The organism is Sulfitobacter sp. M05 (assembly GCF_029285175.1).
In the GTDB taxonomy this organism is placed as follows: Bacteria; Pseudomonadota; Alphaproteobacteria; order Rhodobacterales; family Rhodobacteraceae; genus Sulfitobacter.
This window is the reverse complement of record NZ_JABEDH010000009.1, coordinates 1-19627: the sequence shown is the minus strand read 5'-3', so window position 1 is coordinate 19627 and position 19627 is coordinate 1. Positions and strand designations below refer to the sequence as shown.

The window sequence follows — 19627 nt, the reverse complement described above, 5'->3', positions numbered from 1 at the left end:
TGAAAGGGGGACCGATAGACGCCCTATGCTCCAAATCGTTGGTAAAACACGTATGTGCACGCAGCACCCCCTTATTCTCATCCGTCACAATATCGCGTCGCTTCATCGATCGGCAATGATCATAAATGAATGAGCATTTGACATGTTAACCGGCTAACCCGGAACTTGGATAGATGTTAACAGTTTTCGCAAGGGGAGGCATCATGCGGCAGATCTTCATGACGTTCCACAAGCACAGTTTGGCAATCTTCGCGACACATGTGGCGATGAGCGTCCTGATTGCGCTAATCATCACGCCGATTTGCCTTTGGGGCATTAGGCTCGGGGTTTCGCTCTCGGGTGGTGCGGCCCTGACCGACTTAGATATCGCGCGGTTCCTGTTGTCACCGCTGGGGCTCGTTGTGGCGCCGGTGATTGGCGCGCTGATTGTTACGGCAGTGATGCTAGAACTTGCAGCAATGCTTGTCGTAATGCGCCGGGGCGATACGCTAGGTCAGACCCTGCGTTTTCTGGCCGGACGACTGCCGCGCATGTTGCGCTTTGCGGGTGAGCTGATCCTGCGAGTGTCGGTTATTGTGGTGCCTTTTGCTGCCGTCATCGCCCTAGTCGTCCTGCCACAGATCAAAGAATTTGACATCAACTATTACCTGACATTCCGCCCGACTGAATTTACGCGCGCTTTGTTGATGGCGGCACCTGTTGCATTGGCGCTGCTTGGCACATTGATCTGGTGCCTGTCGGGCTGGGTTCTGGGGTTGCCGCTGATCCTGTTCACCGACACCCCGGCAAAGGCCTGCTTTGGCAAAAGCGCGGACATGACCAAAGGCCACCGCTTGAGCGTATGTTTGACGTTGGTATCTTGGGCCACACTGATGGTGCTGGTTGCAGCCGCCGTTTCCTTCGGGATGCGCGCGATCATCATAGGCCTTATGCCGCCAATAACGGCTGGCCTGTTGGTGGTCAGCCTCCTTGCGCTTGTGGCCCTTGTTCTCTGGAGCCTTGCCAATCTGCTGATTGGGGCAATCGGCGTCGGCCTGCTGGCCACCAGTATTGACGCATTGTTCCGGCGTGTCATGCCCCTGCGGTCGATGCAGCGCCCCGTCCACGGGGTCTAGTAATCGGCGCGCTTCTTGTTGCGTCCGTTGCGGCGGTGTTCACAGGTTGGGCTTTCATGCAGCGCGCGCTGCCCGATCAACCGGTGGCCGTCATCGCCCACCGTGGCGCTGCTGGAACGCGCCCTGAAAACACCCTCGCTGCAGTCAACGAAGCCATCAGACAAGGGGCCGACTGGATCGAGATCGACGTACAGGAAACTGCCGACGGTGAAGTCATCGTTATTCATGACAGCGACTTTATGAAGATTGCCGGCAATCCCTTGAAGGTCTGGGACGCGACAATGAATGACCTGCCCGATATCGACGTCGGATCGTGGTTTGATCCCTCATTTGAGAAGGAACGCATTCTAACTCTGCGCGATGTTCTGGAGGCGTCAAAAGGATCAGCAAATGTATTGGTCGAACTAAAATACTATGGCCATGACGATCAGCTGTCCGCGCGTGTCGCCCAGATTGTCGAAGAGGCAGAAATGGTCGATCACACAGCCTTCATGTCGCTTAAACCGGATCAGTTGGCGGATATGCAAGCCACGCGTCCGACTTGGTCCGCTGGATTACTGGCAGCGACATCCGTTGGCGATCTGTATCAGTATCCAGCCGATTTCCTTGCGGTCAATTCTGCGACAACGTCAGCGGCTTTTGTCGCGCGCGCACAGGCGGCGGGCAAGAAAGTGTATGTCTGGACGGTTAACGACCCGGTCCAGATGTCGCAGATGATCTCGCTTGGGGTCGATGGGCTGATCACGGATGAGCCTGCACGCGCCGTTGCCGTGATCATACATCGGACTGGCATGACAACGGCCCAAAGACTGCTGCTGGACCTAGCCGTCGTCTTTGGATTTGACGGAAGCAACCGGGGGAGATTGTAGGAACGATCTTAACATCAAATCGCTCGAAAGTTGGACTTCAATAACCCATAATCCGCATGAATTGATCACAACAGCTAAATAGCTGGCCTCTCTCAATGTCAGCTCCCAATCACGGCTTTCGCTTCTGAAGAAAGTCTTTGAAACCTGACTTCTGGATTGATCTCTTTCGAACAGTTAAACGGCGGCTTAAGCGACGTTCGCCCCTGATGAAAGCAGAAATTTAATGATGTCTGGTCGGTCCGCGAAGGCTGCCGATATCAACGGCGTTCTGCCAAGATAATTCAATGCACCTGGGTTTTGCGCAGACGTCAGGCAGCTTTGCACATCGGAAACGGAGGCTTCTGCAAGGAAGCTTTCACTGTTCCAGTCACCGCAGTCTAGAGCCAGCGTAGGGCCTGCCCAAAGCGTGGAAATAACGGCTGCGAGAACGATCAGATTTGATTTCATTTGCATACGCTATGTCTTTCTGTTGGGTCTTTTTGGTCAAAAATCACCCAACAGCTCTGACAACTCGTGGCGGCTGCGCCAGATAGTCGATCAGCTGGAATTGCTGAAGTTGAGCAAGAAATAGAAAGTGCTCTAATGCGGGAACGATCTTGAGGTTTTCCAATTTGGGAGCGCCCCCCATGGCAAGGGCAGGCGTAAACCCAAACACATGACCAGGTTCAGGACGGCCAAGTTTTTTGACGGCTCGGGTGAAGAGTTTCTTGTTATCATCATCATAGACATCAAGGCTATCGACATGAACGGACAGACTCGTTGACATATGGATGTCGGGATTTATCGCCTTGCTAGGGTCAATTAAAACTGGGCAAGCGATGCGACCGTTGAGCAAGTCGATCTGAACGACCCAATGCCGTTCGCTCCAAACCAAGAGATGACCAAAAGATGAGTATCCATAGATGTAGCAGTCCGCATGAGAAAAGTCGCTATCAGCGTGAAAAATCTGACTTAGAAGTCCATCGAATGATGCAGGGTGGCACAAAGTAAAAAGTCCACCCTTCCAAAAACCTAGCCCTTGCTGCTTCCAAAATGTTGTCAGTAGTTTTGGCAACTTGCCGAGATATTGGCCAATCACTTCATCCGCGACAGGTCCATCTGTGCCAAATGGGCCATTTTCTTCCATAATATCATCGATATCTTCTTGAATATTCATTTGATCCTCAGCAGGGTTTTAATCGAACATGCGCTTTCACTGCGCCGCGTCTTGCTTGGCTAGCGAAAGCATCATCAAGAACGCTTACCTTGTTTCTCCATTGGCTTCCAAGTGAACGATTGACGCTTCGGTTTTGCAAACCAGAAATGTCTGATGGATCACCCCCGGCAACAATATCTAAAACATGGGTGGCATCTAGTCCGGCAGCTTCCTGCAAGGCAACAGCGTTAGCCGCAGATCTTGAAAGACCTTGGCTTTGTCGAATTTCAATAACCCTGTTTGACAACCACTGTGATCGTGCGGTGCTCTGTGCTGCGGCATCACGCAGTGGCCCCGTTCCATTCGCGCGAACGGCCGCGCGCCGCCGCATCAATTCGGACAGGTCGCTGTTGTTGATTGCGGTCTCTTGCTCGGCGAGTTGATCTAAAAACTCCTGCCGTGTCGAATTGGGTGGGCGATTGAAGCACGGCACAACCGCCGGATTTCTAACGCGGCGTCCCGAACGGCGTGTGATCCTTGCGATCCCGTCTGTCACACTTTCCACAACCTCATCAATCTTGCCTTTTAGCGCTTTGATGAGGTCGACCATTTTGCCCATCAGCGATTTCAGCAAGGCGAACACACGCATCAGCGCACGCCCGGCACGACCAGCCTTAGAGAGGGCTGCTGTGATCTTAGCTGTGTAGGTTGCAATGCGAGCCGCAAGTAGCCCACCACCCGTTCCAGCTGTGAAGAATGCGATGATCGCCATAGCGATAGCAATTATGAGCTCAGGGATGAGATATCCGACACCCTTGCCGACCATTTCCGTCCAAAAATTTGGTGGGATCATCATGAAAGTACCGAGCATCGTTGCACCCAGCACCGCCAGAACGCGGGTTTGCGTGGCCATCTCGATCATAGCCCCACCCCATTCGGCGCTTTGTTCAACGAGATCTTTCAGAAGTTCTGCAATCTCTTCATAGCCGGGGATGCTCTCGATTAGGCGCGCAACCGCTTCAAGGCCCTCCTCAAAGGCTGATACAGCCCCTTCTGAAAGGTTCTGTAGCAAGGCCAGTATCTGATCACGGTTATCCCAAAGGGCTTTTGCGCCATCGCTCAGGCTCTCCAATGCATCGCCCAGCATTTCTGGGAGGTTGGACAGCCATTCCCCGACGGAGTTCCAGAAATCACCTTCGCCTTCCCACCAAGCAGAAGCTCCGGACTTCAATCCGCCCCAGAGGCTACCAAAGAGGCCTAGCCAGCCGTCATTTTCCCATTCTTTGGTCCATGGCCCCATTGCCGTTTCCATGGATGACGCAAACGCTCCAAGGTCGGCAATAATCTGTTCTTCCAGTGCCTTCGGGTCGCCGGCATCTTCCGGAACAAGCTGCGCAGTGATTGCGCCCGGCTCTGGCGCACGGTCGTCGTAAGCACCCACTTCAGGCAGCACACCGTGAATGGGCTGACCGTCCTGAAGGCCAAAGGTCGCAAGCGCACGTGTGCGCCCTCCTTCCGAGATGACAGGACCATCCCGGTATTGCACCCGAAGCGGCGCAAGCGTTATGGGCGTTTTCCACGGATCGTCGTAATGTGCCTCGACCCGAAAGCGGGCTGCGCATGGCTCACAGATTTCCGCAACAGGTGTATTCGGCTGGGTCGCCGCAACTTGGGTCGCCGTCGAAAAACTATCGGGGTTTTGCGGGTTTCCAGCCATCACGCCATCTCCGCATACATTGCGGAAATATTATCCGCGAGCATCGTGGACGAGGTGGCCGTTTCAATCATTCGCACAAGGTGAACGTATTGTGGATCACGCACCCAACCCGTGCCATAAACCAATGCTAAGGACACATAGGCCAGTCGCTGCGCAGAAATGCTGGTCGGTGGAAGATTTTGTTTCAACCACGCAACCAACCGCTCGTTTGTATCAGCATCAAACAAAACCCAATGATTTGGTACAATAGCCATCAGTTTTTGCGTGTCCGGCTCATCATTTTGGCGAATATGGCGGTCAAGGCGGCGCGCAAAATCTTCGACCGTATCGTTCTGCCAAAGGCCCCCCAACCAGACATGAACATTGTTAATCAACGCCTCAACGGCCTTATTTTTTGAAACATCCGCATTTCCCGCAGCCCCATTCACGTAGCTGCCAAATCGAGGGTCGCGCCAGAACTCATGACCCAATGTCGACGCGACACAACACAGCTGTGACACATCACGCTGACCCGTAAGTCCACTTTCCGCGGCCCATCGTTCAACGGCTGCGCACAATGGTTCAAGATCGCGGGCTTCTACGTGAAGCGCTTTAAAATATCCAGAATAGGTCTGATGAAGACGCTCCGCGGCCTGGGCGATCCATTCACGACGCACGGGTTCTTCAAATACGCTAAACTGTTCTTTTGAAAATCTCAAAACCAACCTCAAGCCGACAAATGAAGCGTGCTTGATGAAACGAATTTGAAAACAAAACTCTGCTTCACCGTCGCCGCACAGAGACACGCACACGGCGCTAGAAATCGTTGCGCTTGCTTGCTGCTAAAGGCAGAGAACAACAGCGTAACCGACTTTGGCTCCCAAAAGCGGAAATAATACCATTTCCCCTGCTCGTCCTGTACCCGTGTGAATTTCCTAAAATGCGCCCACATATCATCAAGTGTTCCGCGTGATCGCAGATAGATCCCAGGCTCGGCATCCCACATATGCCATGGCACATCCAAGCTTGTGAACAGGTTACGGGTGAAGCTATTGGCGTCTTCCAGTCTAACAATCCAAGGGGCCACGTTTTTCAAGTCTTCATAGGCTTGGCCCTTAAAGAGGCAACGATGTTCCAAGCCTGATGTTTCCAGCATCTCGGGTAGGTTCAAGACCCTGGCTGCATCCAAAATGGCGAAAGTATACAACGGGTACGTCGTTTTGGCATCACCCTCAGCCCGCGCCAGTTCATCCTCCGTTGGGTCCGGTTGGTCAAAGAGTGTCTCGTAAAGCATGTCAGGTACAGTCTTAGGCGACGCCACACCAAACTGAACATCAAGTGGCGCAGCGGCGTCCTGAACCCAATAGTCATTTGTCTTATTTGTGCTCAATACCAGCCGCCCAATTAGGTAACGTTGTCAAACATAGCCTAGGTTAACCTATACGGGAATAGCTGCAACCCAAGATGCATGTGCTCTAGCAAAGACTGCATAAAGGCGCGACAAAGGGGAAAGGCCCGTAAGAGCTGTCCAAAGATCAGAAACCCAGATGGATTGTTGTTCCAAAACATAACAAAATACAAATTTGTCGCGTATCAACGACACAATTGACAAAGTGCTGAGTTTTGCTCCTGACCGCATCGCGCTTTTTGGCTATGCGCATGTTCCTTGGGTCTTCAAGCGTCAGAAACTCATTGATGAGGCCGCGCTGCCGGATGATTTAGCGCGCTTTAACCTTGCAACCGAGGTCGCCAAGCGATTTGCCGATGCTGGGTTCACAGCTATCGGAATTGACCATTTCGCACGACCCGGTGATACGTTGGATATGGCGCACCAAAACGGCCGATTGAGGCGCAATTTCCAAGGTTATACCGAGGATAGCTGTCAGACCTTGATAGGCCTTGGCGCTTCGTCGATCTCCCGCTTCCCATCCGGCTATGGGCAGAATGCGCCCGCAACAGCCGCCTACAAACAACGCATTCAAGCAGGCCAATTTGCTGGATCGCGGGGGTATATCTTGACCCAAGAAGACCATATTCGCGCCCGCGCCATCGAGTTGCTTATGTGCGATTTCGAGATTGATCTCGACGTGCTGAAGCGGGAATTCGGTGATCAGGCGGCACTGGTGCGCGCTGTCCTGCGCCGCATTTCGACGTCGTTCTCTGAATTTGTCATCTTTGACGGGCGGCGAATGCAGATACATCCAGACGGTCGCGCGTTGCCACGGATCATCGCGGCAGGGTTGGTTCAGCATGTTCCGGAAGGCATCAAATACTCGCGCGCGTCCTGATCTCGTTTCCTGTCACCGTGGCACTTAAAGAGCCCGCACACCGATAACGTAAGGATGCACCAGCAAGAGTATCGCGAACACTGCAACGCCGATTGCCAAGCGCAGGACAGGGCCGGCCCACGAGGTGGGCATTTGGAATCTTGGCCCAGCTTGGCGCGCCAGGTCCAACTCTTGCCACCGATCATTGCCCATTTGCCCGCGCTTGCGTGTATCGATCAAGCTACGGCCTGCAATGGCGAAGCTGGCCAGCACGCCAAACAAAATGACATGCGCCAGGTCTCCGTTTGGCACCAAGTGAACCGCCGCCCAGAGCGCAAGCGCCATGAGAACCGGATGCCTCGCCCAGCGGGTGATGCCGGGGTGCGCCGGGTCATAGGCGTCGTTTTGCGTGCCTCCAAAAGAAAACGGGTTAGGCCTTGCGATGGTCAGGGCAAGGATCAGGCAAACCACCAACATGCCCAGATGAGTCACGTGACGGTGCCACTGCAGTTGCGACCACAGTTGCACATATGGCGCTTCTCCGGTGGCCCAGATCAGCAGCGCGAACATGGCGAGGGACAGCATGGAATACAGGATGCCAAAGCCGCGCGCGCCTATTTTAGCGGCCACCTGCGATTTCACCCTGGGCCTGACAGGTATGGAATGCGTCAGAAAAAACCCAATAAAGACCGCAGCATAACCGGCCCAAGTCATTTCTTCTTCCCAGGTGCGGCAAATAAAAGGGAGGGACCATAGGCCCCAACGAAGCCCGCAAAAGCAGCGATCCATAGGAAGCCTGCAAGGTAGCTCGCCTCAAGCCAAAGCGGGGTGCAAAGCCGGGCAAAGGCCGACGCAAACAAACAAACGTAGATCAGCACAGTTGCGCGATTGGCGGCCAGAGTCTGCCCCGTATGCCCAAGTGTCGCGCGTGTCATCACGGCCAGCGTCATCGCCCCTATTGCGCCCAGCGTCCACAAATGCTGCGCCCCTGCTGTGCCGGGATTGCCACGCAGTTGATCAAGGCCAAGCGCGAACCCGCCAAGAGGGATAAAGGCATAAGCGGCATGCAGCACCCAAACAAGCGGATCGCTTAGCGTCCTGTACCCCTGCCATCTGCCCAGCCGGGCAAAGTGTGCCAAGGAAAATGCCAAGAGTGCGATACTGGTCAGCGTACCGACAGGATACAAAACCCATCCCCCAAGCACGGGCAGGCTCCCCAGCAGCACAAGCTTGTCAAACCGCTGCATCGGCGGGGCGGGCCTTGCTGCAATATCGTTGCGTGCCAGCCAGTTGCGGGTGAAGGACGGAATGATCCTGCCACCGATAACCGTGATCATCATAACTGCCGTCGCAACGCCCAGCCGAAGGCCCACACCTTGCGCCGCATATCCGCCCTGCATCGCTTCGATATGAAAGAGATTATTGGCCAGCGTGAATACGCCCAGCAAAGCAAGCACGACCAGATTACGCCAGTTCTTGCCCGCGACGATCTCTTGTAGGATCATCGCGCCCAGCACGATCGGGAAGGCCAGGTCAACAATAACCGCGACCACAAATGGCATATGAGCAGAAAACAGCACAGCAGCCCGCCCTGCCATCCAAAGTGCGAACAGTCCCGCCAAAGGCCAGCCAACAAGCGGCAGTCGCCCCGTCCAGTTCGGCACCGCCGTGAGCAGAAACCCAGCCATAACAGCCCCCAGATAGCCGAATAAGAACTCATGCGCGTGCCATGACACCGGATCAAACCGCGTCGGCAATGTCGTCAGGCCCGTCAGGCTGGCCAGCCAAAGCACCATCGCAGCCACAACCCACAGGGCACCAAACAGGAAAAACGGTCGAAAGCCAAAACTGAAGATCGCGGGCCCTTGCCAGGCGCGGATTCGCTCGGACGATGTCTGTGCCATCACGGCGTTCCTTGTTTCAATCGGATGGTGCTGATGACCTCGCCATCCATGCCACAGGTCATTCGCACACGCTTGTCGTTAAGGAAAAATGTGAGCCGAAAGCGTCCTGCATCCTCGCCCTCGCCAATTTCAAACCGGCTGGTGATTTTACCCGCCCGCATTTTGACCCGCACGTCCGCAGGATCTAACCCAAGCAGTTCGCCCAAATCCTGCGCGTCAATCAACGGCTGGCCCCGATCCATTTCGATCTTCATGCGTCACCCACCTTGTCTGCCACGTCCATCAAATGCCGGATGTGACGCGCAAAGTACCATGTTGCGGGCAGACCTATGAGACAGCCCAATCCGATGGACCACGCGGTTGAGGCAATCGGACCACCTATCCAACTAAAGATCAACGAGGCAAAGAAGACGTTAACCGCGGCGGCCCCCGCACCAAACGGGTAGAGCGCGCAGGCGATTTGACCTGTAGTCCACCCTGCAAGTTTCATCTGCGTGAGACCAATCGCTGAACGGCGATCATGGCCCCGACCAACGCAAGGCAGGCCAGCGCATACCAGAATTCTGCCGTGGCCGATTGAGCCTGCGGGATGGGCCGATCATAGGCCTCGGCGAAGGCAGGAGTGGTCATGATAATGGCCATAAAGGATGTAGAAATACGCATGTCAGGTCTCCTGTGTCAGGGTGCGATAGATGTCCGGCAACGCCCGGGACAGGCGTTCCGGGTTGGGCAACAGCGTAAAGCCGCCGCGCCCAAAGATGCGGGCAAACCAGTCCTCCCCGTCCTCGTCGATGACGATGCCATGCAGGCTATGCTGCGCCGCGCGGGCCTCACGGACGGCCATGTGGCTGTCTTCGATGCCGTGCTGGCCTTCGTAGTGGTCAAGATCGTTGGGTTTGCCATCCGTCAAAACGATCAAAAGCTTGCGCGAGGACGGCTCTTTGGCCAGTTGCGCGGACACATGACGAATTGCGGTGCCAAGGCGCGTGTAATGCCCGGGCTTTAGCGCCCCGATATTGGCTGTAACCTGAGGCGACATAGGTGTTTCGAAGTCCTTGCAACGGGTCAGGAATACACGGTCCCGCCGCAGTGAAGAGAACCCCCAAATGCCAAGCCTGTCGCCCGCCGCATCAATCCCGACAGCAAGTGCTGCCATCGTATCGCGCGCCAGATCAATAACTGAGGTGTCGCCAATTGCGGCCTCGGTGGAGCGGGACGTGTCGATCAGGAAGGCGACAGAGACATCGCGGTCCATTTGCCGCGCAGCCTGCCATATGCGATCGGACCCGGAACCGGTTGCAATCATATCCGCACGCGCGGTCAGCACGGCATCGAGATCAAGCTCTTGCCCGTCAATCTGGCGGGGCTGCAAGATACGACGCGGGCTCAGCGCTTCGAACTGGCGGCGCACCTCGCGGACGTATTTTTCGTTTGGCGAAAAAACCGTGTTGCCAGGCTGTGCAGGCGCATCCAGCACGCGACAATGATTGTCCAAATAGCTGCGGCTGCGGTGGTTCCACTCGGGATAGGTATGTTTGCCCGCCAGCGCCTCGTGATCCGCATCTGCGGGCGACAGGTCCAGATGCAGCCGCAGGCGGGTGGCGACCTTGTGGTCTTGTTTTGACAAAGTGATGCGGTCCTGATCGTCGGCGGCCTTCTGGGCGTTTTCCTCGTCGTCATCATCAATGCTGCGGTTGATGTTCATGGATTCCACCCAAGACAGGATCGATTCAAACCGGTGAATGATGAAACTGTCCTTGCGGCCGTGTTGATCCTGATCCTTGCGTTCGGCGAGTTTGCGATTGCTCAGGGCGGCGGTGGGCGGTGGCGCAGCTGCGTCAGCCTCGGCGCCCTCAGTGGCGGTACTGCCCTGTCCGGGTCGCTCAAAACGCAGCCAGATTGGAACGGGCTGGCAGGGCATATAGCCCTTGGCAGGTAAAAGATCAGCCAGAAGCTTGGGGGCGGTCCCACCAAGCTGGTCGCGGATGGCTTGCTCAACTGCGGCCTCTTGCGGCGCGCTTCCCAGTGTCGTTCGCTTTTGCGCGCAATAGGCGGCCATGTCCGAATAGCTGTTGCGCAGACCGGGGCAGGACCCAAGAACTTTCTCCGATGCCACAGCGTTTGCCTGGACATGTGCCCAGTCCCGTACCGGCCCGTCCTTTGGCAAATCAAGGTCCGACATGTTTGTATGCGCGGCCAAAGCCGTCAGCCAGAAATACGCGGTACGATTCAGGACCTGCTCAGGAAAGATATCCATCACCGGGGGCAGCATCAGCTTTTCGCCGTCAAACCGCGCCACCCATTCACGGTCGCGCGCGGTGCCGAGTTTTCGCATGAGAACCTGCCGGTGATGCACAAGCGTTTGGGCGACCTCACCCAACTCAACTCCGGCAGTCCCTCCAAGTGCGCGGAACAAAACCGCAAGGCTGGGCCTGACCGAAGCGAGTGTAACAGCGGCGTCGGGATAGGTGACCCCCGCGCCGATGCCACTGGCCATATCGTGCCAGAGATTGCCAACGGTTTCCTCTGGCTCCATGAGATCAAGCAGTTTCATGGGGCTTATCCGTAGATCGTGCTGACAAGATCGCGCAGGGATTGTTGCACGTCCGGCTCGTCGCTGAGCGGCTCGACGATGGCGGCCTCAAGGGCTTGATCCACGCCCATGCCGCCAGACATCAACGTGGCTGCATAAATCAGAAGGCGCGTGGACACGCCTTCCTCAAGATCCATGCCGCTGAGTTTGCGGATGTGGCCAGCCAAGCGCACTAGGGGGGCCACGCGGCCCGGCTCAAGGCGACTTTCGCTGGCAACGACGGCAATCTCGGTTTCCGCATCAGGAAAGTCGAAGCTGATCGACAGGAACCGCTGCCGGGTGGAGGGTTTCAGTCGCTTCAGCACGTTCTGGTAGCCGGGGTTGTAGCTGGCCACCAGCATGAACTCAGCCGGTGCCGTCAGTTCTTCGCCCGTGCGGTCAATCATCAGTGTGCGCCGCGTGTCGGTCAGCGGGTGCAAGACCACTGTGACATCTTTGCGGGCCTCGACCACCTCGTCGAGATAGCAGATGCCGCCCTCGCGCACGGCCTTTGTGAGCGGGCCATCGACCCAGACGGTTTCGCCGCCCTTGAGCAGGTAACGCCCGATCAGATCCGCCGCGGACAGATCGTCATGGCAGGCCACGGTATAGAGCGGTTTGCCCAGACGCGCCGCCATGTGTTCGACAAAGCGGGTTTTGCCGCAGCCGGTCGGCCCCTTCAGAAGAAGGGGCAAACCGTTGTTATAGGCCGTCTCGAACAGGTCGGCTTCGTGGCCAGTTGCCTGATAGAATGGCAGGATTGGGGTGTTTTGTATGTTCATGGCTTATTCTCCGGGAGCAGGGTTAGCCGGGCCCGGCGCGATGATCTCGTCCTTGCGCACAACCAGCATCGAATAGATGAACAACAGCCCACCGATGACCACACAGGCCCCCGCGCCAAAGCGCATCATGTAGAAGATCGACAGGCTCTCCTGAACGTCCATGTAATAGTCCCCAATCACCCGCTGCATGTGTGTCTGGATGGTGCCCGCAAAGGTCAGCACAAAGGTCATGAACGCCATACCGCCCGTCATCAGCCAGAAGGACGCCATGTTAAGTACCTGGTTATAGGGCGCACGTTCGCGCAGCATCGGCATCGCGTAGGTAAAGATCGCGAGGTTCAGAGCCACGTAAGCGCCGTAGAAGGCCAAGTGGCCATGAGCTGCTGTGATCTGTGTGCCATGGCTGTAGAAGTTGACGCCGTGCAATGTGTGCAGAAAACCCCAGACACCCGCACCAAAGAAAGCGACAGTACTGGACCCAAGCGACCATAGAAGCGCCGCCTTGTTCGGGTGGTTTTTGCGACCCTTCCAGACCATCACAAAGGCAAAGGACATCATCAGGAAGAACGGGATCACCTCAAAGGTCGAGAAGATCGAGCCAACCCACTGCCAATAGCCCGGCAGGCCAATCCAGTAAAAGTGGTGTCCAGTGCCGAGGATGCCCGAGAACAGCGCCGTGGCGACGATGACGTAGAGCCATTTTTCCACGACTTCGCGGTCCACGCCTGTCAGCTTCAGGAGCAGGAAGGCAAGGATCGCGGCCATGACCAATTCCCAGGTGGCCTCGACCCAGAGGTGCACAACAAACCACCAGTACATTTTGTCCAAGGACAGGTTGTCGGGGTTGATGAAGGCAAAGACCCACAAGAGCGACAGCAGCCACAGGCCCATCAGCAACACATTGGTGATCGCCGTTTTCTTTCCTGCCAGCACAGTCATCGAGATGTTGAGCAGGAAGATGAGCGCCGCGACAAGGATGCCGAATTTAACCCAGAGCGGTTGCTCAAGAAATTCGCGACCCCCGTGAATGCCAACAAGATAAGAGCCGACAGCCCCCAGCGTCCCCACCAGCAGAATGACCAGCTGGATATAGGCCAGTTTGGGTGAGTAGATTTCGCGCTCTGATTCCTCGGGGACCAGAAAGTAGGCCGCGCCAAAGAAGCCCAGCAGCAGCCAGACGATGAGCGCATTGGTGTGGATCATACGGATGACGTTGAAGGGCAACAGTTCTGACAGGAAATTGGGCGAGACGTAGATCCAGCCCGCGAGAAGCCCGCCCAGCACCTGAACGCCGAACAGCACCATGGCCGCAAGGAAGTACCAGTAGGCCACGCTTTGAGATTGATATTTCATGGTTTTGTCTCCTTATCCGGCGTCGTTTGGCGGCCAACCTTGGGTGTCAGTTTGATCGGCCCACCGCAGGAATTCCGCGAGGCCGCGAATATCTTCGTCAGTCAATTCGTAGCGGGGCATCTGGCGGCGGCCTTCGATGCCGCTCGGTTGCGCCTCGATCCAACCTTTGAGCGTCTCGAAAGCGTCTTCGGGGTCATCCAAAACACCCCATCGGGTCATCACATTGCCAACTTCGGGGGCGAAATAGGCACCTTCCCCATGCAGGCTGTGGCAGTTGATGCAGGAGTTTTCCTCCCAGATGTGTTTGCCATGAATGACCGCTTCGCTCAGCTCCATACCGGCGGTTGAGGTCTCGACGACGTATTTATGGGAGTGGACGGTCATCGCTATGAAGACCACGACGAAGAAGATCGAGCCTCCGTAGAAGATATTTCTCGCCCGCGATTTTGTCAGAAATTCCGCCATTGGCCGGTCTCCTTGAATTCGGGATGACCACTTCTTAGCGGCAGGAGCCGCGTGCAAGTTTGTGCCAGCGCAATGTTTGGATGAAGTTCTGGTCTAGGCTCAACGCATCAGGAGAACCCTATGCGACACCCTAGATTGGATGATCTCGATCTGCCCTTGGCGGATCTGATGGCCCATTTCCCGGACACGATACCGGTATTCCTGCGCCATAAGATGCTCTGCGTCGGTTGCTTGATCAGCCCGTTCCACACCATTGTCGATGCCTGTGCGGAATACGGCCTCGATGAGAGGTATTTCTTGGCAGAACTTCAGGATGCGGTGGGCATTTGAACCGCACTAGGCTTGGCTGATCTCCACCAAAGCGTGCGGGTTTGTCACTGTGATACGTTTTCGTTTGCTCTGAACCAATCCGCGTTTTTCCCACCCGCTCAGCAATCGACTGACGGTATGCAGGGTTGTCGCAGTCAATTCGGAAAGATCCTGCCGCGTGATCGGGAAATCAATCTCGATCCCGTCGGATACCTTACGACCCGTCTGGTTGATCAAACGTAAAAGCGCATTTGCCACGCGTTGCTCAACTTGCTGTGTTGCCATCTCAACGACTCGATTGTTCATTTCGCCCAGCCGGTTGCCGACAGTATTGTAGGTTTCCGTCGAAAATCCCTCGTAATCGGCAACATAGGTATCCCAAAGGCGTGCGGGCCAGCTGAGGACAATGGATTCTGTCGCCGTCATGGCCGTTGCAGGATAGCTATCGCGACCTATTGCCTTGGCGATACCCAAAAGCTGCCCCGCCGGAATATGAAGCGCGGTCACTTGGTCGCCTGTAGGCGTGATCCGCACCACCCGTACATAGCCGTCAAGCAGCATGAAAAAACGATCCGCTGGGGCGCCTTCATCGAAGATCGCAACGCCTTCCTCGTAACGGCGCGATGTTGCCTGATCAAGAATCGTGCGAATTTCGCGTCGCTCCAGTTTGGAAAACGGCGGCAAATGCTTCAGCAGGCTTTCGTCAAGCCGCGGCAGCGTTCTGCGTGGTGGTATCTCGTTCATAAGATTTGTTGTCCACCATGTAGCGACAAAATACCATAGATGACCTTTTTTGGATGCAGTCGGAAAACTCACAGACAATTTGTCTTAGCGCAACGTTCTACCGCGCCACTTCGCTAGGTTTCAGGTCAACAACTAACGCGATTTGAAAGGGAATGATGATGATCCGCACACTGGCAACCGGCCTGGCACTCGCAGCCCTGATGGGTAGCGCAGCGTTTGCCGAAACCTTCGAAGTTCAAATGCTGAACAAAGGTTCTGGCAGAGAGCGCATGGTGTTTGAGCCCGCCTTCATTCAGGCCAACCCCGGCGACACGATCAAGTTCGTAGCCGCAGACAAAGGGCACAATGCAGAGGTCAACAAAGGCATGCTGCCTGAAGGGGCGGAAGCCTTCAAAGGCAAAATCAACGAAGAGCTTGAAGTCACTCTCGATGTCGAAGGCGTCTACGGTGTCATCTGCAAGCCGCATTTTGCCATGGGCATGGTGATGACCATCGCTGTTGGGGATGTCGACGTGCCCGGCGATTTCTTAGAAGGGCGTGTCCCCAAGAAAGCCAAAGCGCGGTTCGAGGCACAACTTGGCAATCTCTAGCACAATTTAACTTGAAGGCGGGCATCGTTCCTGGCTTCCGAAAACCCGAAGGAGGGAAAAATGACCAAGCAATTCAATACGGCACCCGTGAAAACAAGTCGTCGTAACGTCCTGCGCGGCAGCGTGCTTGCTGGCGCAGCGGCAATGACCGGAGCGGCCGCCATGTCGGCAACCTCGCCCCGCAAGTTGAAAATGAACACGATAAATTCAACGTCGTCCAAGATCTACAAGGCCGCTGATCAGCAAGAAGCTGCATCAGATGCAAAACAAGCGGATCTGTCCGGTTACACCCGCGTCAAGCAAGAGCTCGTCGCACCTCCCTTCGCGCCAATGCACGAACAGGTCGCCACTGGTGGCCCAAAAATTATCGAAGTCACAATGGAGACAACCGAAAAACTGATGGTTGTCGACGAGGACAACGGGGCCGAAATCTGGGCGCTGACCTATAATGGTTCTGTTCCAGGCCCGCTCATCATCTGTCACGAAGGCGACATGATCGAGTTGACACTACGCAACCCCGTCGACAGCCAGATGGAGCATAATATCGACTTCCACGCCTCTACCGGCGCGTTGGGTGGCGGTGGTTTGACACATGTCTATCCCGGCGAAGAAACCGTTCTGCGATGGAAGGCAACCAAAGCAGGGTGTTTCACCTATCACTGCGCACCTGGTGGGGAGATGATCCCGTATCATGTCTGCCATGGGATGAACGGTGCCGTCATGGTTCTGCCGCGTGACGGCCTGAAGGACCGCGATGGCAATCCGCTGAGCTACGATTCCCTCGTCTATATCGGCGAGCAGGACTACTATCTGCCTCGCGACGAGAATGGAGACTTCAAAACCTATGGGGCCGCAGGCGAGGATTATTCCGACAGCCTTGAGGTGATGCGCGGGCTGGTTCCGACCCATCAGGTTTTCAACGGCGCGGTTGGCGCGCTGACTGGCGAAAATGCACTGAAGGCGAAGGTCGGCGAAACCGTTCTGATGATCCACAACTCGTGCAATGTGGACAGCCGTCCGCACCTGATCGGTGGACATGGCAACTATGTCTGGGAGACCTCGTTCACTGACCCGGCGCTGACTGGTGTGGAAACATGGTTCGTGCGCGGCGGCTGTGCAGCAGCGGCGATGTACACCTTCGAGCAACCTGGCGTCTACGCCTATGTGAACCACAACCTGATCATCGGGGTCATGCTGGGTGCAACCGCCCACTTCGTGGTTGAAGGCCAGTGGGACAATGAGCTCATGGAACAGGTTGTTGCCCCGCGTGAATTCGCAACCTGACATCGGGAGGCAAATCAATGACTGCTGCCGCCCACAAATCTACTTTGAACAAAGCGACCCTTGTTCTGGCTCTAGTGGGGATTTCGGTGGCTGCAATCACGGGGACCATGCTTTCGCAGCGTGGTCCCGATCCTGCATCTCTGCCGGACATGGCCAACTCCGCAGTGGTGATGCCAGACGGGCGTACCTTCTACGCGCAACGCCATGAAGTCACAATTGCCGAATGGAACCGATGCGCCTCAGATGGCGCGTGCGAATTGACGTTGCGCGCCCGCCCCGATCAGAAAGCAGCGACAACACCGGCTACGGGCCTTAGCTATATTGACGTGCAACAATATGTCGGATGGATCAGTAAAAAGGCCCGACATGAATTCCGCCTTCCCACGGCTGAGGAGTGGAACGTAATGGCGGCACCCGTTCTACCGGATGCACCCGATCCATTGTTCACCGATCCGTCTTTGACATGGGCATCCAGCTACCTCATCGAAGGACAGGCTCCACGCGCCCTGAAGCCTCAAGGGAGCTTCTCAACTTCTCCCGAGGGGATCGTCGATCTGGATGGCAGTGTTTGGGAATGGACGATGGAATGCTATAACGGCCTTGCAAGTGGTGCGGATCTAGATCGTTGCCCGGCCTTCTTCGTTGGTGGCGAACATGTTGCGGCAATGTCCTATTTGATCAGAGACCCTGCACGCGGTGGATGCGCTGTTGGAACTCCGCCTGCACATCTAGGCATGCGCCTTGTTTCCGACGTAGCAATGCAACAGAAGAACGGCTTGAAAATGAATGCATCATCGTCACGTTGAATGGCCGGTATGGCGAAATCAGCCGAGATGCAGCGGCGGATATTTGGCGAGCGCGAGCAAATGCTGCGTCAGCAGTAGCCGCGACTGCATAAGTCGGCTTTGTTCGCAACTTTGCCCTTCATGTACCGTGCAGCGAAGCTCCGCACCACTGGAAAGCTTGATCAAATCAACTTTTCGATCAAGCCACCTTCGTAAGAACTTGCAGGAACTTTCGTCAGGAAATTTTTTGTGGGAATTTTCCGCTAAAAATCAAACTCCTTGACACAGAGCTAATTAGTGTTGGCCTACTCTGTCGGAAAACCCGATTGAGGCGGCGCTGACTTCAGCCAATACCGCCCTGATCAGCACTTCCGGCACATCGGCTGTCTTTTTTTGAGGGCGTCACAGGCGACAATCTGTTGATTGAGCTGACTGGCACCTTTGACAAATCAAGCCTTGAAACACTTGATGATCTCAGTGGCATGGCAACCGCGATGGAGGTTTTTTCGGTCAACGGCACCTTGCTGCTGAGCGTTGATTACACGCGCAGACCGGTTGACGTTAATGATGTGTTGGCCAACTGGCCGACAGTGGGTGACGGCAATGATGACGTGATCGTCGTAGACGCGTTGCCCGGCACCATTGTGCGCATAAATCCCAACGGTGGCACCGAAAACGACAGCCGCATCTTTACCGGCGCAGGCGACGACTATGTCCGTGGCGGTGAGGGGGCGGAGCTGATCAACGGGGGGTCGCAGGATGATATGCTGTTGGGTCAGGGTGGCGATGATACCATTGCAGGCGAAAGCGGCGATGACGACATCAACGGCGGCAGCGGCACGGACACTGTGCTCTATTCCGGTGATCAGGCCCGCTATACCCTGACGCTCGCCTCGCCGAAATTGGTCGTTCTGCTGGGCAATCTGTTGAACCGTGGCTGACACCATTGTGGACCTCAAACCGTGGGGTTCAGCTGCGTTATGGCGGAATGGCAGGAAGAGCGACTGAAGAGTGATTTCTTTGGATCTCAGGTAATGGTGCTCAATATCCAGCTTTTCGCAACGTCGACGTTTGAGTCCTAAGTGATGTCTCGGTGCCCCAGCAAAAGTTTGGGATTCAACATGTCGGGGTGCTTGTCTTAGAGCGAATTTTTTGCGCCTGTTTCCTCAGACCGCGAGGTCAGCACTTGAGAATATTCTTCCCTTCAGCGAAGGTAAGTGGCGTGGCGATTTGAGGTGAAGTTTGCATGGCAACTGACTTGGGAGATACGGCAACGACTGAGCAATTGATCGCCAACCTAGTAGAAGGCAAGTTCGGTGAAGTAATTCAACAACCTGAAGTCAGAAGTTATTGCCTCGAGCAGCTACGTCACGCTGGATGTACACCTCCCCTCCACCATATCGCACTTTATTGCTTATCAAAATGCTTGGATAGCACTGGAGGCTTTATCTCACGTGCCGCAAGGACGAGGTTGGAAGGTTTGATCTTATCCAATCGTGGAGTCGCGTCATTTTTGGGCAAAATTGCAAGCCTAAATTCAAATCATAAGGATCTTAGGAGACTGAAGCAGGCGCTGGTTGATGACATTGGTCGAGAGTTCTCAGCTGATGAACTACAAATTGACGCAAACTGGACCTGTCGCGCTTTTGTGCCGCCCCAAGTGCTCGTTTAGGCCACTTTCCGTTCGAAGGCGACGGGGCTTTTCCAACCCAGTGCTGAATGCCGTCGGCGCGGATTGTAGAAGCCGTTGATATATT

Annotated in this window: 24 protein-coding genes; 9 read left to right on the top strand and 15 right to left on the bottom strand. The window is 55.5% G+C overall.

The window, feature by feature from the left end:
- Positions 1-203: 203 nt before the first annotated feature.
- Positions 204-1115: a glycerophosphoryl diester phosphodiesterase membrane domain-containing protein gene (locus HKX44_RS19485; protein WP_276153025.1), complete on the top strand. Its 912-nt coding sequence runs from the start codon at positions 204-206 to the stop codon at positions 1113-1115.
- A 56-nt stretch (positions 1116-1171) separates the two neighbouring features.
- Positions 1172-1984 carry a glycerophosphodiester phosphodiesterase family protein gene (locus HKX44_RS19480; protein ID WP_276153024.1) on the top strand — a complete coding sequence of 271 codons (813 nt, stop codon included), beginning with the start codon at positions 1172-1174 and terminating at the stop codon, positions 1982-1984.
- A gap of 186 nt (positions 1985-2170) precedes the next feature.
- Here HKX44_RS19480 and HKX44_RS19475 read toward each other — a convergent pair whose 3' ends face one another.
- From HKX44_RS19475 to HKX44_RS19455, 5 genes are read right to left on the bottom strand one after another with little or no spacing between them, the layout of a single operon-like run.
- On the bottom strand, positions 2171-2437 hold the full coding sequence (locus HKX44_RS19475) for an ankyrin repeat domain-containing protein (RefSeq protein WP_276153023.1): 267 nt from the start codon (positions 2435-2437) through the stop codon (positions 2171-2173).
- 37 nt (positions 2438-2474) lie between these two features.
- Positions 2475-3140: a T6SS immunity protein Tdi1 domain-containing protein gene (locus tag HKX44_RS19470; protein ID WP_276153022.1), complete on the bottom strand. Its 666-nt coding sequence runs from the start codon at positions 3138-3140 to the stop codon at positions 2475-2477.
- Positions 3141-3147: 7 nt separating this feature from the next.
- Positions 3148-4836 (bottom strand): polymorphic toxin type 15 domain-containing protein, encoded by a 1689-nt coding sequence (locus HKX44_RS19465; RefSeq protein WP_276153021.1) that lies wholly within the window; start codon positions 4834-4836, stop codon positions 3148-3150.
- Positions 4836-5534, bottom strand: a complete 699-nt coding sequence (locus HKX44_RS19460) for a hypothetical protein (protein ID WP_276153258.1) — start codon at positions 5532-5534, stop codon at positions 4836-4838. Before HKX44_RS19460 ends, HKX44_RS19465 begins: the two co-directional genes overlap by 1 nt.
- An 8-nt stretch (positions 5535-5542) precedes the next feature.
- Positions 5543-6205, bottom strand: coding sequence for a DUF4123 domain-containing protein (locus HKX44_RS19455; protein WP_276153019.1), 663 nt, complete (start codon positions 6203-6205; stop codon positions 5543-5545).
- Between the two features lie 193 nt (positions 6206-6398).
- Here HKX44_RS19455 and HKX44_RS19450 point away from each other — a divergent pair, with 193 nt between their 5' ends.
- Positions 6399-7103 (top strand): hypothetical protein, encoded by a 705-nt coding sequence (locus HKX44_RS19450; protein WP_276153018.1) that lies wholly within the window; start codon positions 6399-6401, stop codon positions 7101-7103.
- A gap of 24 nt (positions 7104-7127) precedes the next feature.
- Here the strand turns inward: HKX44_RS19450 and HKX44_RS19445 are convergent, their stop codons facing one another.
- Genes HKX44_RS19445 through HKX44_RS19405 form a run of 9 tightly spaced genes read right to left on the bottom strand, consistent with a single transcriptional unit; the run spans position 7128 to position 14158 of the window.
- A complete protein-coding gene (locus HKX44_RS19445; RefSeq protein WP_276153017.1) occupies positions 7128-7796 on the bottom strand; it encodes an NnrU family protein in 669 nt (222 codons plus the stop codon).
- Positions 7793-8986, bottom strand: a complete 1194-nt coding sequence (locus HKX44_RS19440; protein WP_276153016.1) for an NnrS family protein — start codon at positions 8984-8986, stop codon at positions 7793-7795. Before HKX44_RS19440 ends, HKX44_RS19445 begins: the two co-directional genes overlap by 4 nt.
- Positions 8986-9240: a DUF6522 family protein gene (locus tag HKX44_RS19435; protein WP_276153015.1), complete on the bottom strand. Its 255-nt coding sequence runs from the start codon at positions 9238-9240 to the stop codon at positions 8986-8988. Before HKX44_RS19435 ends, HKX44_RS19440 begins: the two co-directional genes overlap by 1 nt.
- Positions 9237-9476 carry an NnrT protein gene (locus tag HKX44_RS19430; RefSeq protein ID WP_276153014.1) on the bottom strand — a complete coding sequence of 80 codons (240 nt, stop codon included), beginning with the start codon at positions 9474-9476 and terminating at the stop codon, positions 9237-9239. Before HKX44_RS19430 ends, HKX44_RS19435 begins: the two co-directional genes overlap by 4 nt.
- Positions 9473-9649, bottom strand: a complete 177-nt coding sequence (locus HKX44_RS19425) for a protein NnrT (RefSeq protein WP_276153013.1) — start codon at positions 9647-9649, stop codon at positions 9473-9475. The genes HKX44_RS19430 and HKX44_RS19425 overlap by 4 nt, the downstream gene beginning before the upstream one ends.
- Position 9650: 1 nt before the next feature.
- Positions 9651-11540, bottom strand: a complete 1890-nt coding sequence (locus HKX44_RS19420) for a VWA domain-containing protein (protein WP_276153012.1) — start codon at positions 11538-11540, stop codon at positions 9651-9653.
- Positions 11541-11545: 5 nt separating this feature from the next.
- A complete protein-coding gene (locus tag HKX44_RS19415; protein WP_276153011.1) occupies positions 11546-12340 on the bottom strand; it encodes a CbbQ/NirQ/NorQ/GpvN family protein in 795 nt (264 codons plus the stop codon).
- 3 nt (positions 12341-12343) lie between these two features.
- Positions 12344-13693: a cbb3-type cytochrome c oxidase subunit I gene (locus HKX44_RS19410; RefSeq protein WP_276153010.1), complete on the bottom strand. Its 1350-nt coding sequence runs from the start codon at positions 13691-13693 to the stop codon at positions 12344-12346.
- Positions 13694-13705: 12 nt separating this feature from the next.
- The gene (locus HKX44_RS19405; protein ID WP_276153009.1) at positions 13706-14158 is read right to left on the bottom strand and encodes a cytochrome c; all 453 of its coding nucleotides are present in this window, start codon (positions 14156-14158) and stop codon (positions 13706-13708) included.
- 120 nt (positions 14159-14278) lie between these two features.
- Between HKX44_RS19405 and HKX44_RS19400 the strand changes: the two genes are divergently transcribed.
- Complete coding sequence (locus HKX44_RS19400) at positions 14279-14488, top strand: hypothetical protein (protein WP_276153008.1); 210 nt, start codon at positions 14279-14281, stop codon at positions 14486-14488.
- 6 nt (positions 14489-14494) lie between these two features.
- On the opposite strand, the gene HKX44_RS19395 is transcribed toward HKX44_RS19400, so the two are convergent.
- Positions 14495-15211, bottom strand: coding sequence for a Crp/Fnr family transcriptional regulator (locus HKX44_RS19395; protein WP_276153007.1), 717 nt, complete (start codon positions 15209-15211; stop codon positions 14495-14497).
- A gap of 158 nt (positions 15212-15369) precedes the next feature.
- Between HKX44_RS19395 and HKX44_RS19390 the strand changes: the two genes are divergently transcribed.
- The 5 genes from HKX44_RS19390 (at position 15370) to HKX44_RS19370 (ending at position 19542) form a co-directional block, all read left to right on the top strand.
- The gene (locus HKX44_RS19390) at positions 15370-15801 is read left to right on the top strand and encodes a pseudoazurin (RefSeq protein WP_276153006.1); all 432 of its coding nucleotides are present in this window, start codon (positions 15370-15372) and stop codon (positions 15799-15801) included.
- Positions 15802-15861: 60 nt separating this feature from the next.
- On the top strand, positions 15862-17085 hold the full coding sequence (gene nirK, locus HKX44_RS19385; protein WP_276153005.1) for a copper-containing nitrite reductase: 1224 nt from the start codon (positions 15862-15864) through the stop codon (positions 17083-17085).
- A gap of 17 nt (positions 17086-17102) precedes the next feature.
- Positions 17103-17891, top strand: coding sequence for an SUMF1/EgtB/PvdO family nonheme iron enzyme (locus HKX44_RS19380; RefSeq protein ID WP_276153004.1), 789 nt, complete (start codon positions 17103-17105; stop codon positions 17889-17891).
- Between the two features lie 398 nt (positions 17892-18289).
- On the top strand, positions 18290-18811 hold the full coding sequence (locus HKX44_RS19375) for a hypothetical protein (protein ID WP_276153003.1): 522 nt from the start codon (positions 18290-18292) through the stop codon (positions 18809-18811).
- Positions 18812-19116: 305 nt separating this feature from the next.
- On the top strand, positions 19117-19542 hold the full coding sequence (locus HKX44_RS19370; RefSeq protein ID WP_276153002.1) for a hypothetical protein: 426 nt from the start codon (positions 19117-19119) through the stop codon (positions 19540-19542).
- Positions 19543-19627 lie beyond the last annotated feature (85 nt).

Bases quoted from the DNA above. Each gene is read 5' to 3' on its own strand.
- HKX44_RS19485 (WP_276153025.1), top strand. From the start codon at position 204: ATGCGGCAGATCTTCATGACGTTCCACAAGCACAGTTTGGCAATCTTC.
- HKX44_RS19480 (WP_276153024.1), top strand. From the start codon at position 1,172: ATGCAGCGCGCGCTGCCCGATCAACCGGTGGCCGTCATCGCCCACCGT.
- HKX44_RS19475 (WP_276153023.1), bottom strand. From the start codon at position 2,437: ATGCAAATGAAATCAAATCTGATCGTTCTCGCAGCCGTTATTTCCACG.
- HKX44_RS19470 (WP_276153022.1), bottom strand. From the start codon at position 3,140: ATGAATATTCAAGAAGATATCGATGATATTATGGAAGAAAATGGCCCA.
- HKX44_RS19465 (WP_276153021.1), bottom strand. From the start codon at position 4,836: ATGGCTGGAAACCCGCAAAACCCCGATAGTTTTTCGACGGCGACCCAA.
- HKX44_RS19445 (WP_276153017.1), bottom strand. From the start codon at position 7,796: ATGACTTGGGCCGGTTATGCTGCGGTCTTTATTGGGTTTTTTCTGACG.
- HKX44_RS19440 (WP_276153016.1), bottom strand. From the start codon at position 8,986: ATGGCACAGACATCGTCCGAGCGAATCCGCGCCTGGCAAGGGCCCGCG.
- HKX44_RS19435 (WP_276153015.1), bottom strand. From the start codon at position 9,240: ATGAAGATCGAAATGGATCGGGGCCAGCCGTTGATTGACGCGCAGGAT.
- HKX44_RS19430 (WP_276153014.1), bottom strand. From the start codon at position 9,476: ATGAAACTTGCAGGGTGGACTACAGGTCAAATCGCCTGCGCGCTCTAC.
- HKX44_RS19425 (WP_276153013.1), bottom strand. From the start codon at position 9,649: ATGCGTATTTCTACATCCTTTATGGCCATTATCATGACCACTCCTGCC.
- HKX44_RS19420 (WP_276153012.1), bottom strand. From the start codon at position 11,540: ATGAAACTGCTTGATCTCATGGAGCCAGAGGAAACCGTTGGCAATCTC.
- HKX44_RS19415 (WP_276153011.1), bottom strand. From the start codon at position 12,340: ATGAACATACAAAACACCCCAATCCTGCCATTCTATCAGGCAACTGGC.
- HKX44_RS19410 (WP_276153010.1), bottom strand. From the start codon at position 13,693: ATGAAATATCAATCTCAAAGCGTGGCCTACTGGTACTTCCTTGCGGCC.
- HKX44_RS19405 (WP_276153009.1), bottom strand. From the start codon at position 14,158: ATGGCGGAATTTCTGACAAAATCGCGGGCGAGAAATATCTTCTACGGA.
- HKX44_RS19400 (WP_276153008.1), top strand. From the start codon at position 14,279: ATGCGACACCCTAGATTGGATGATCTCGATCTGCCCTTGGCGGATCTG.
- HKX44_RS19395 (WP_276153007.1), bottom strand. From the start codon at position 15,211: ATGAACGAGATACCACCACGCAGAACGCTGCCGCGGCTTGACGAAAGC.
- HKX44_RS19390 (WP_276153006.1), top strand. From the start codon at position 15,370: ATGATCCGCACACTGGCAACCGGCCTGGCACTCGCAGCCCTGATGGGT.
- nirK (WP_276153005.1), top strand. From the start codon at position 15,862: ATGACCAAGCAATTCAATACGGCACCCGTGAAAACAAGTCGTCGTAAC.
- HKX44_RS19380 (WP_276153004.1), top strand. From the start codon at position 17,103: ATGACTGCTGCCGCCCACAAATCTACTTTGAACAAAGCGACCCTTGTT.
- HKX44_RS19370 (WP_276153002.1), top strand. From the start codon at position 19,117: ATGGCAACTGACTTGGGAGATACGGCAACGACTGAGCAATTGATCGCC.